The sequence below is a fragment of the Marinomonas sp. 63XJN7_9_ISO-PGPR-S23-217 genome (genome assembly GCF_056173515.1).
Window position 1 is genome coordinate 2,792,158 of record NZ_CM149678.1, and the last position, 11,362, is coordinate 2,803,519.

Annotated in this window: 11 protein-coding genes; 6 read left to right on the forward strand and 5 right to left on the reverse strand. The window is 44.4% G+C overall.

What is annotated here, in order from left to right; translation table 11 throughout:
• Window positions 1-123 precede the first annotated feature (123 nt).
• From AC0VYI_RS13050 to AC0VYI_RS13060, 3 genes are read right to left on the reverse strand one after another with little or no spacing between them, the layout of a single operon-like run.
• A complete protein-coding gene (locus AC0VYI_RS13050; RefSeq protein ID WP_475443398.1) occupies window positions 124-2,466 on the reverse strand; it encodes a DNA polymerase II in 2,343 nt (780 codons plus the stop codon).
• A 20-nt stretch (window positions 2,467-2,486) separates the two neighbouring features.
• Entirely contained in the window at window positions 2,487-4,946 is a 2,460-nt protein-coding gene (locus tag AC0VYI_RS13055; RefSeq protein ID WP_475443399.1) for an ABC transporter permease, read from the reverse strand.
• Window positions 4,943-5,662 (reverse strand): ABC transporter ATP-binding protein, encoded by a 720-nt coding sequence (locus tag AC0VYI_RS13060; RefSeq protein ID WP_475443400.1) that lies wholly within the window; start codon window positions 5,660-5,662, stop codon window positions 4,943-4,945. The genes AC0VYI_RS13055 and AC0VYI_RS13060 overlap by 4 nt, the downstream gene beginning before the upstream one ends.
• Before the next feature lie 73 nt (window positions 5,663-5,735).
• Between AC0VYI_RS13060 and AC0VYI_RS13065 the strand changes: the two genes are divergently transcribed.
• From AC0VYI_RS13065 to AC0VYI_RS13075, 3 genes are read left to right on the forward strand one after another with little or no spacing between them, the layout of a single operon-like run.
• Window positions 5,736-6,323, forward strand: a complete 588-nt coding sequence (locus AC0VYI_RS13065; protein ID WP_233407660.1) for an arylesterase — start codon at window positions 5,736-5,738, stop codon at window positions 6,321-6,323.
• Between the two features lie 8 nt (window positions 6,324-6,331).
• A complete protein-coding gene (locus AC0VYI_RS13070; RefSeq protein WP_199475764.1) occupies window positions 6,332-7,270 on the forward strand; it encodes a D-2-hydroxyacid dehydrogenase in 939 nt (312 codons plus the stop codon).
• Window positions 7,267-7,995, forward strand: coding sequence for a pseudouridine synthase (locus AC0VYI_RS13075; protein ID WP_475443402.1), 729 nt, complete (start codon window positions 7,267-7,269; stop codon window positions 7,993-7,995). The genes AC0VYI_RS13070 and AC0VYI_RS13075 overlap by 4 nt, the downstream gene beginning before the upstream one ends.
• An 89-nt stretch (window positions 7,996-8,084) precedes the next feature.
• Here AC0VYI_RS13075 and AC0VYI_RS13080 read toward each other — a convergent pair whose 3' ends face one another.
• Window positions 8,085-8,603, reverse strand: a complete 519-nt coding sequence (locus AC0VYI_RS13080) for a GNAT family N-acetyltransferase (RefSeq protein WP_475443404.1) — start codon at window positions 8,601-8,603, stop codon at window positions 8,085-8,087.
• Between the two features lie 140 nt (window positions 8,604-8,743).
• On the opposite strand from AC0VYI_RS13080, the gene yciH reads away from it, so the two are divergent.
• The 3 genes from yciH to AC0VYI_RS13095 all read left to right on the forward strand — a co-directional run bounded on the left by yciH (window position 8,744) and on the right by AC0VYI_RS13095 (window position 10,829).
• On the forward strand, window positions 8,744-9,091 hold the full coding sequence (yciH, locus tag AC0VYI_RS13085) for a stress response translation initiation inhibitor YciH (protein WP_475443406.1): 348 nt from the start codon (window positions 8,744-8,746) through the stop codon (window positions 9,089-9,091).
• A 238-nt stretch (window positions 9,092-9,329) separates the two neighbouring features.
• Entirely contained in the window at window positions 9,330-10,337 is a 1,008-nt protein-coding gene (locus AC0VYI_RS13090; RefSeq protein ID WP_475443408.1) for a GGDEF domain-containing protein, read from the forward strand.
• Window positions 10,338-10,427: 90 nt separating this feature from the next.
• On the forward strand, window positions 10,428-10,829 hold the full coding sequence (locus AC0VYI_RS13095; RefSeq protein WP_475443410.1) for an acyl-CoA thioesterase: 402 nt from the start codon (window positions 10,428-10,430) through the stop codon (window positions 10,827-10,829).
• Window positions 10,830-10,850: 21 nt separating this feature from the next.
• Here AC0VYI_RS13095 and AC0VYI_RS13100 read toward each other — a convergent pair whose 3' ends face one another.
• Window positions 10,851-11,261: an LPD1 domain-containing protein gene (locus AC0VYI_RS13100; RefSeq protein ID WP_475443411.1), complete on the reverse strand. Its 411-nt coding sequence runs from the start codon at window positions 11,259-11,261 to the stop codon at window positions 10,851-10,853.
• Window positions 11,262-11,362 lie beyond the last annotated feature (101 nt).

Here is an 11,362-nt window from a genome sequence, read left to right on the forward strand (position 1 = left end):
GATGAATATATACTGAAAAAGGCAAAAATTCTGTAAAAAATTAAACGATTCAAAGGTCTATTTCGTAAAAGATTGTGAACCTCTTTTTAAGAAAATCACCCTCCAAACCACTTTAAAAAAAACCTATAGCAATGATATCTGTTTACTCAAAAGGCTTTCCATATTAGTTTTGTAAAAAGGCAAAATACTGTCTGCAATCGGCTCAATTTGTTTATTGATATAGTGCTCATAATCTAAGTTTACAAGGTCGGCTTCACTTTCATAAGGCACCACACCTGTCACCTGATAAAGATAATTGACTCGTTTGCGTCCCTTATCAAATTCAAGAGGCTGGCCCAACTCTGCACGGCGTTGATCAATTATCGCCGCCGCGCGAACATGTGGTGGCTTGTTTTTCGTGTAGGAGGCCAAGGGACGACTAAGCTGTTTACTGTATACTAATAAATGATCAAGCTCTCCAGCCCTTAGTCTGGCAACCGTCTCTTTAATGAATGTAATAGGGTTTTCATCATTAAACATTTTCTCAAAAAGCGTTTTTTGAAACTCTCTCGCCAATTTAGTCCAATCCGTTCGCGCTGCCTCTAGCCCTTTAAAAACCAACTCACCGCCAGTCAGCCCCGCGTAGCGCTTCTTACTCCCCTCCTCTTGCCCTCGAATAGTCGGCATAAAGAAACGCTCGTAAACGCGCTCAAATTCGAGCTCAAGATAAGAATCTATATGGGCATAGTCTTGGCACCATTCAGACAATAGACCATTAATGTCGTCACAAAGTTGTTGCCCTAATAGACGAGGATCTTCTTTGTCATTATTGAGAGTGATAAACAAAGAGTCGGTATCACCATAAATCACCTTTGCCCCTTTCTCTTCCATCCATTGCTGCGTTCTTCCCAATAACTCATGCCCACGCATGGTAATCGAACTCGCCAATTCTGCATGATAAAAGCGACAGACATTTGATCCCAGCACACCATAAAACGAATTCATAATAATTTTGATCGCATAGCTTAAGATCGTATTCCCTTCTCGCTTTGCTCGCTCCCGTGCCTGAGCAAGCTCAGCGACCAGTTCAGGCAAAATCGCTTCTTTTTTGTAAAAACTTGCACCGAGGTAACCAGGCACCAAATCCGAACTCGCTTGCTTCTCCGCTAGGGGCATGTTGCCAGCGATGATCCTCGCCAATGGGTCGATATAAAACGTACGAATAATACTGGGATAGAGGCTTTTGAAATCAAACACCAAGACATTTTTATACAACCCAGGAATTGACGACATCACAAAGCCACCTGGGCTTGGAACAAACACATCTTCTCGCCATGCTGGTGCGACCCAACCCGCTTTATGCAAGCGAGGCAAGTAAAGATTTTCGAACGCTGCAACCGAACCGCCCGTTTGTTCAAGTGGAATGCCCGTTAAATCCACTCGAGTCTGCTGTAGTTCAATCAGTTTTAACTGATCGAAAATACGCAATACCAAATCACAATCTTGCAGATTGTAATCAACAAAGGCGAGCAAATCCTCGCGATGCAAGCGCTCTATTTCTTGCCAGCGGTCTCCACCATGGAGCAACTTCTCATCCTGTAGAATTTCCTTACTGACATTATTCAGGCTATAGGATTCAAAATGATAGCCGCCCACTTTCAGTAACGTGATGCCATCCAGTGCAACTCGCCCTGGGATGGTTGCAAAATACTTACCTTGGTTATCCGAAGAATGAATGCGCCATTTCTCGCCATTCACTCCAAAAGCTGGACGAATCCCCAGCGTTTCACAGCGCTTATCAATAAAGTTCAAATCAAAGCCGATTAAATTCCAACCGATCAAAATATCCGGCGCATGTTGACGTACATAGCGCATAAAATCGAGCAGCAGCGACTTTTCACTCCCATAGGTGCGTATATGAGGGACGTTGATCTTTTGATCCGTCACCACAAAGGCGACTCGTTGATCCTTGGCCGTTATGCCAATCGATAAGAGACAATTATGGGTCACTGAGGTTTCAATATCTAACGACCACACCACCCAATTCGGTTGCCAAGTTCCCGGAATCACTTTTGCTTTGGTAAAACACTGTCCACTGGCATCAGGAATACCAATAAATCTCACACTGCCACGGACTTTACGTTCCATAAGATAGCGATTATGGGCTTTGATATCTTCTTCGTAGACTTGATAGCCATCTTTTTTAGCCAGCGCTACCATTTGCTGATGCAAGGTCAAACTTTTACTTTGGATCAACCTGACTGGCTGGCCGTGAAAAGACCGAAAATCCGATTCCGTCACCCTAACGCCTGAAAGGTGTTCTGGAAACACATACGCAGGGGCGTCACTAAAAAACGTGGTGAATTGACGATCCGGCAAGACCTGAACCGTCCCTTCCGAGGTTTTGACAAATAAACTCATCTCGAGCTGACCATTCACCTCTTTCGTATGGCGACTGACAACATAGCCATTTTTTTCTACAAACATCTATATAACCAAATTAAGTGTTAAATACCACGCAACAAATGCATCGGCGGCACTTTTAACACAGTTCGACTGGCAAAGACACCAACGGTTGTAATCAATAGAACACCAGCACTTGGGCCCAACAACCATAACATAGGATGCCAGCTTGGCTCAGCGTTAAAAACGTATACCTGAACACCGTACAAAGACGCCTCAGCCCCCATCGCAGCAATGCAACCGGCAAACAACCCTAAACAAGAAAATTCAATAATCAACGCCTGTCGAACCAAAGCCCCACGCGCCCCGAGTACTCGTAACAAAGCCCCTTCTTCCATGCGCTCTTCTAACGTTGAGCGAACACTGGCCAGTAACACCAAGCCCCCAGCCGCTAAAATACATACCAGTACCAATTGAACAGCTTGTGACAACTGGGCAATGATGGATTGAATCTGTCTAAGTATGTCCCCGACATTCAATATGGACACCGTTGGAAATTGCGACATAGCCTGATAAAAGGCTTGTGCCTGACTGGGCTTAACAAAATAACTACTCACATAATTGGCAGGTGAATCATCTAAGACGGATTTCGGTACAATCACATAAAAGTTAGGCCGCATGGAACTCCAATCAACAAAGCGTAATGAAGTAATAGGTAACGTATGGAATACCCCGCCGATATTGATCGTCAGCTTATCACCGAGTTTGAGACCCGCTTCTTTGGCGACCTTTTCTTCTACCGACAGGCCGTTGGCGGAAAAATCCCCAGCAACAACCTTATTGCCCTCGCCCACTTGATCTGCCCAGGTTAAGTTCATGGCCCTTTCAAATAACTCTGGCTCAGGCTTGTCATCAGGGTACAACTTACTCACTTGCTCGCCGTTAACTTCCGTGATTCGGCCTCGCACCATAGGATACCAAGACGACGATGTGATCTTTAAGGTGCGAGCCACCTGACTAATGGGCGCAATTTGATTGGCTTGAACATTAAACAAATAATGATTAGGCGCATCGGCTGGCAATTGCTTCTGCCAGTCGGCAATCAAGCTAGTTTTGATACCCACTAACACCAAACCAAGCATAATAATCAGCGTAAACACCAAAAGTTGAAAAAGATTGGGCACCAAGCGGCGATACAAAGCCGCCAAGCCAATTTGCCATCCGCTGGTCGCCCCAGACGTCACCGACCGCCCAAACCTAAACATTACCCAACCTAATAGGGACACAACCAAGCCAATGCCAGCCATTGCAACCATCATGACAGTCGGCAACATAACACCCTGAGTGTATAAACACATCAAGCCGTACATGCCCGCAAAGCCGATCAAATACAAGATGACAGAGCGCTGTTCCACCCGTGCTGATGGCTGTAGAACAGATAACGGCGAAATACGAATCAAACGACGCATCAAGGGCAAGCAAAAAGTCACCAAGGAGATCAACCCCGTCGCCACACCTAACCACATCTTCCAAAATTCAGGTTCTGGCAATGCCGTTGTCACTAGGCTTGATAGTAATGCGGCTATCATATTCTGGACAATCCAGCCAAACGCCAACCCCAGCAAGGCACCGATAACAAACAAAAACAGCAGCTGTAACAGGAACAAACGAGATAACGCCTTAGGCGTGGCCCCTAAGGTTTTTAAGACTGCAACCTGCATCAAATGACGTTTCACATAACGAGACGAAGCAAGGGCCATGGCGACACCTGACAACACCACCGCCAATGTCCCGGCCAACAATAAGAACGACTCCGCGCGATTAATCGTCTCACCAATCCGTTCCCCCCGTTGTTTCGGGGTAATCCAACGTTGGCCCTCCGTCAGTTTAGGAGCGAGCCATGTTTGCAACGCACTAAGCGCATTTGCCTCCCCTGCCACCAGCAAAGAGTAGCGCACACGACTACCAGGAATAATCACGTTAGTCGCCGCTAAATCGGCTTTATTCATAATCGCCCTGGGGGAAATCGAAAACGCTGACGAGCTGGCCCCAGGGTCGAGAACTAAATACTTCGACACCGTTAAGGTTTTGTCACCCACTTCTACCGTTTGACCGATTGTCACCCCTAATAAACTGGCTAAGCGAGACGAGATCCAAATGAAGCCCGGTTTGGGCGACTCATTAGATTTGACACCTTGCCCAAACAAAGTCGAGTCAACTAAGAAATGCCCCTTTAGTGGGTAACCATTGGTCACTGCACTCACTTGAGAAAGCTGCAATTTGTTTTTCGCGAAGATCATGGTGCTGAACGACGCCCGCTCAGCTACCGACAATTTTAAAGACTCGGCTTTTTGCTGCCAAGACGGCGGGATTACCTGATCAGAACGTACCACGCGGTCAGCGGCCAACAAAGAAGCTGACTCCTGCTCAAAAGATAAGCGTAAACGATCAATAAACAAACTAATAGCGGTCACTGTACCAATGGAAATCACCAGCGCCACGAGTAAAGTCATCACATCAGAACTGCGCATTTCCTTACGCATAAAACGCCAAGCAAAACTCATCGTAGTGGATCCTTGCAGTTGTTTTGAGTAGATTCCTGCAATCGGCCGGAAGACATCACTAACTGACGATCACATTGTGTTGCTAAGTGGTTATCATGAGTCACCATCACCAAGGTGGTGCCTTCTGATTGGTTTAACTCAAACAATAACTTAATAATCACCTGCCCGTTCTCTTCATCCAAATTGCCTGTTGGCTCATCAGCAAACAGAACCTTCGGTTCAGACGCAAAAGCACGAGCGATGGCCACCCGCTGTTGCTCTCCCCCTGAAAGCTGCCTTGGGTAATGGGTTAAACGATGAGATAGCCCCACTTTTTCTAGCAGTTGTAGCGCTTTTTGACGTGCCATTTTGTCACCCTTAAGTTCAGCCGGTAACATGACGTTTTCCAGCGCATCCAAACTGGGTAACAGATGAAAAGATTGAAAAATGAAGCCAACATACTGACCACGAAGCAGCGCTCGCTTTTCTTCATTCAATGTTGTTAGAGAATGCCCATATAAAGCTATGTCGCCTTCCGTGTTGATATCCAAACCCGCCAGTAAACCTAACAGGGTGGATTTACCTGATCCAGAAGCGCCAACAATCGCAACAGATTCCCCCTCCTTGATTTCTAAGTCAATTCCTTTCAGTATGGTCAAATCACCTGTTTTTGAAGAGACGGTATGTGTCAGGTTTTTAACTTCAATGGCAACTTCAATAGCGGTTTGGCTTTCCATAAATAATGTGTCTCACTTAATAAGGTTTTATATGCGTATCACTCAACGAATAAGGGTCGTTTGTGCCGCCCTCATGCTATTTTGTTCGTATGCTCAGGCCGCCCCAACCCATAACCTACTTGTCATGGGAGACAGCTTAAGTGCCGCCCATAATTTAAGACAACAAGATGGCTGGGTTAGTTTACTAAAAACAAAACTTTCTCAGTCACACCCACAGATTAGCATTATTAACGCCAGTGTGGGCGGCGAAACCACACAAGGCGGGATGGCCCGCTTTCCCGCATTACTCAAACAATATCACCCCCGCTGGGTCATTTTAGAACTCGGTGCTAATGATGCTTTACGTGGCTACCCACTGGATCAGACCACAAAAAATCTCGGCTCTATGATTGAGCAAGCTCAACAAAACAAAGCGATCGTGCTGTTAATTGGAAACCGTATTCCACAAAACTACGGAAAACGCTATACCGATATGTTTTTTGGCCTCTACAAAACCCTTGCAGAGCAATATAATGTGTCCTATGTTCCTTTCATGTTAAAAGGCGTCGCATTAAACAAAAATCTAATGCAAAGCGATGGACTGCACCCGAATGCGAAAGGCCAACCGATCGTATTGCAAACCATCCTTCCTTATCTTCTTCCCTTATTAAAGAAAAACTGAGAGGCACTATGAAAGCCGTTTTTTTAGATCGAGACTCCTTTCCCAGCAATATAGAATTTAACTACCCTGAGGGCATTTCAGAAGTCATCGAATACCCCAACACCTCCCTTGACGCGGTCGCTGAACGTATTCAAGGGGCAGGTATTGTACTGACAAACAAAGTGGTATTGACAAAAGACGTTATCGAACAGGCCCATGATTTAAAACTGGTTCAAGTCACCGCGACAGGAATCAATAATGTGGATGCACAAGCCTGCAAAGAACATGGCATCGCTCTGCAAAATGTCGATGGCTACTCGAGCATCAGCGTGCCCGAACACACTTTTGCTTTATTACTTGCCTTACGTCGCAACCTAGTTGCCTACATAGACGATGTGCGTGCTGGCAAATGGGCCGACTCTCACTTTTTCTGTTTTTTAGACTACCCCATTAAAGACCTAGCCAACACAAAGTTAACCATTGTTGGTAAAGGCATCATCGGCAATAAAGTCGCAGAGATAGCCAAAGTATTCGGTATGCAGGTCATGTTTGCTGAGCACAAAAACGCTAAGGTTGTTCGTGAGGGTTATGTCCCCTTTAACGAGGCAATTCAGCAAGCCGATGTGCTGTCTCTGCACTGTCCACTCACAGAGACCACAAAAGACTTGATCAGTACCGCTGAATTTGAACAAATGAAGCCCGACGCCATCTTATTAAATATGGGCCGTGGCGGCATTGTTAATGAACAAGCATTAATCAAAGCACTGACAGAAAAGCGCATCATGGGGGCGGGCTTTGATGTTGCCACACAAGAGCCCATGCCTCACCACCATCCGTTACAGGCCTTGACCAAGCTACCGAATTTCCTACTCACACCGCATATTGCTTGGGGAAGCAATGAAGCAATGCAAAAATTGGCCAATATTGCCATGGAAAAAATCGCGCAATTTATGAATCCAACCTCATGACACTAGACATTTTATTTCAAGACGATGATCTTGTGATCGTCAATAAACCCGCTGGGCTATTGGTTCATCGCACTGAACTGGCAAAAGACGAGGAAGATGCCGTCGTCCAGCGTCTGCGTGATCAGACGGGAAAATGGGTATTTCCAGTGCATCGGTTAGATCGCGCCACCTCGGGGGTGCTTATCATGGCTTTTTCGCCACGCATCGCCAGCGCTTTGGGTGAGCAATTTTCTCATAATCAAAACCAAAAAACCTATCATTGTTTAGTACGTGGTTTTTGTCTCGACCAAGGCATCATTGATTACCCTTTAGTTAAAATCAGTGAGCCTAAAGGCATGCCACGTTTTAAAGTGCCAGGATCGGAAAAAGAGGCTCAAACCGAATTTGAATTACTCGAACGATACCAACTGCCGTACCCCGTCAGCCGTTACGATAGTATGCGCTTAAGTTGGCTAAAAGTGATGCCCAAACAAGGCCGAAAACACCAAATTCGCCGACATTTTAAACACACATTACATCCATTAGTGGGAGATAGTCGCTATGGATGTCGTCATATCAATAAAGTGATGGGCACATTATGGCCAGAAACGTTTCGTTTAATGCTCCATGCCTCCAGCCTATCTTTTACCCACCCTGTCAGTCATCAAAACATGACAATTAGCGCGCCCTTTGATGATAAATTACAAACGACCTTAGCTCGTTTAAAAGCACATAAAATCCTTTAACAAAAGACAACCGATGCTTATGACGATAAAGAAAAGGGAACATAATGCAGAAAAAGGTAAATGGCGGTAGCCCCACTAGGCGACAACGCCTATTGTAGGGGCTCTTGCGAATCTACACGCCATTTATAGACAAAGGTATCCTGAATACCAGAAGGCATCTTGACCGACGCTTCTTTGGTGACAGAGTACTCAAAACCGCAAGACTTCAGAACACGAATGGACGCCTCATTCTCAGAACTTACCTGAGCGTATAATTCATTGATACCATAGCAAGACAAAATCGGCAGCAAGCGGCGCAGAGCAAACTGAGCAATTCCACGATTTGAGCACTGCTTAGCCACTCGATAAGACACTTCGGCCACCGTATGTTGCGGATCGAGAAACTGGAAGCTAAATCGACCGACTAATGCCCCACTGTGCAAATACACAAGAAACTGAACAAGATTTTGCCCCCCCGATAATTGTCGCTTAAAATAACGCTCGTTTTGACGCATTAACACTTGAGATGGCAAAAACTCAGAGAACCAAGCTTTGTTATTGAACTCGAACAATAAAATGGCCTCTAGATCGGTCTCGGAGGCTCGCTGTATTTTCAATAATCTATTCATGTTTGACCACTCTATTCAACCTATAAAATTATAGTAGAAGATAAAAGTGAGTCCTGCCTCATTTTTTGTGAATCGTCATTATTTTTACAATGTTATACTGCTAAATTGACCACCATTTTACGATAAGAGATTGAATTACAATGAAATCACGCAACCTCGTTTACTCGACAGACCAAGGAAGACTCTGCCCTCTTTGCGAACACCCTACTGATAACTGCATCTGTAAAAATGACGGTATTCTTGGGGATGGCAATGTACGTATCATGCTGGAAACAAAAGCCAGAAAAGGCAAAGGTGTCACCGTTATTTCGGGTTTAGCCATGACCGCCGACGAATTAAAAGCCCTCGCCAAAAAACTCAAAGCACAATGTGGCACGGGTGGGTCAGTAAAAGAGGGAAATATTGAGATTCAAGGTGACAATAGGGAAAAGGTTAAACAATTACTCGAAAAAGAAGGCATCAAGAGCAAACTGGCTGGTGGTCACTAGCCCCTCTGGACTCGCATTATTAATGCCAACTCGATTTGTATCATTCAACCACACAATTAATACAAAACTTTACATTAAAGTTTTTTTTATGGCTTTCGATAACAAAAAAAGCAATATAACTGTTTGATTTTATGTAACAATGACATGTCACTCATCGCTGAATTTGCCGATGAGTGAAATATTCAGTAAACGCCCTAAGAAAGACGTCGTGGCGGCTATTTCTGTATTTGAGGTATAAATGTGGGATGAAACACCAAAACAAGCACTAAAGTGGATGCAAAAAGCTGTCCCACTGATGCTTCAATTGGATATTTCACCAACTCCGTATAACTATGGGATTTGGTATGAGTATGTATCTAATCGCAACAAAGCCCTGAATCAGTTAGTTGATGAAACCCTTAGAAAACTCGGCAACATCCCAAACTTTCTCTCTCGTGACTTTTTTCATGAATTTATACTGCCTAATGAGTTCCATCAGAACAACAAGAATCAAAAGAACATAGAGCAAGTCGCCAATCAGCTTGAAATGTCATCTATTGAAATGGGAGACAGCTTGTCGGACTTAAATGCCGTCATCAGCAAAAGTAGAACAGCCCTTCAACACTCAGATAGCCAACAACAACTTCATAAAGTGATTAGTTATCTGGATCGAGGTTCTCGAAAAGCGCTAGAAGTCTCGCAAAAATTTCAATCAGATCTATTGGATGCCCAAAAAGACATTCAGCAACTCAAACTTGAATTAGAAACGTTAAAGAAAAGCCTAGACATTGACCCACTAACAAAACTGGAAAACAAAACCGCATTTGAACGGCACCTTTACGAGCATCAACCAGAAGCGGAAGACGACATAAGTCTGCTGATCTTGGATATTGATTACCTAGGTCGCATTAATAAAGACTATGGTCAGCGTGCGGGCACGTCGCTTATTCGTTATGTGGGCGCACTGTTGGAAACCATGCAATTAGAGAACTCGCACATTGCTCGTCTAGAAGGCGGAACCTTTGGCATTATGTTGTACGAATCAACATCAGGGGATGCTCACGACTATGCTGAGCATTTACGCTATGAGATTTCACAACAAAAAATCCGACACAAACAAAGTAAAGAGACCATACCGCAGGTGACCGTTTCCATCGGGATTGCGACGTTAGTCGGAAAAGAAAGTATCGAAAAACTCTTTGCTCGAGCAACCACACAACTAAAACGGGCCAAACAACAAGGTAAAAATTGCTTCTGCTTCCTTTAAGCCATATTTATTACAATATCGTCCATACAGACTCTGTTATCATGCGGATCATAATTACCCTTACAACCCTGAAATAATAGGATAGCTCTAATGGAAATAACTCATTCACAGGATCACAAACTCTTTTTTGACGTCAGAGACTATGAATGTGATATGCAAGGCATTGTTAACAATGCGGTTTATCAAAACTACCTAGAACACGCCCGTCATCAATTTATCAAAAGTCGAGGGTTGGACTTTGCCGAAATCACTGCTCAAGGTATTCACCTTGTGCTCATAAAAGCCGAAACACACTACAAACGCTCGCTAAAAAGTGGTGATCACTTTTATGTTAAGACGAAAACGGAAAGACTCTCTCGTTTTAAGATTTTGTTTCGACAAAACATTTACCGCGAAGACGACACTCTCATGCTGGAATCGCAAATGACCACAGCCTCTATCACACCAGAAGGACGCCCCGTAGTCTTCACTGATTTAGACAAACTTCTTTAGATTGCTGCTCATGATTCAACATTAAGTAGTCTCTAGCTCATGGTGTAACGCCCTACCTAATGTAAAAAAGTAGGTTTGAAAAGCACTATTAATGCGTTGTCGCTGTTCTGCTCTGGGATACAATCCCAATTTGGCCTCATCAGAATAGCGGCTACCTTTCACCAAAAAAGCACTTTTCGGCTGAACATCCTCAATAAAAGCTTCAAAGGCTCTCGCACACATTTCTTCAGGTTTGGCGTAATAGAACACCTTCAGCTTTTCATCCATCAATTGTGAGCAACGAAACAACTCGCTAGGCTCGCTGCCAGATTCACTGAGCATGATCACCTTAAAACAGTCCGCCAGTAATGCATTTAAACGATGCGGGCGCATAATATGATTTTCCAGCCAATGACTGGAGGCAAACGCCATATTGCCGGCCGTGGCAAACATCTTCTCACCGATATAATGATCGAACCTAGGCCACACCAAAGTTCTAAAACACTGACATCGCTAAAGACCTTACTTTACGCCAATTTCGACCATTTCATATT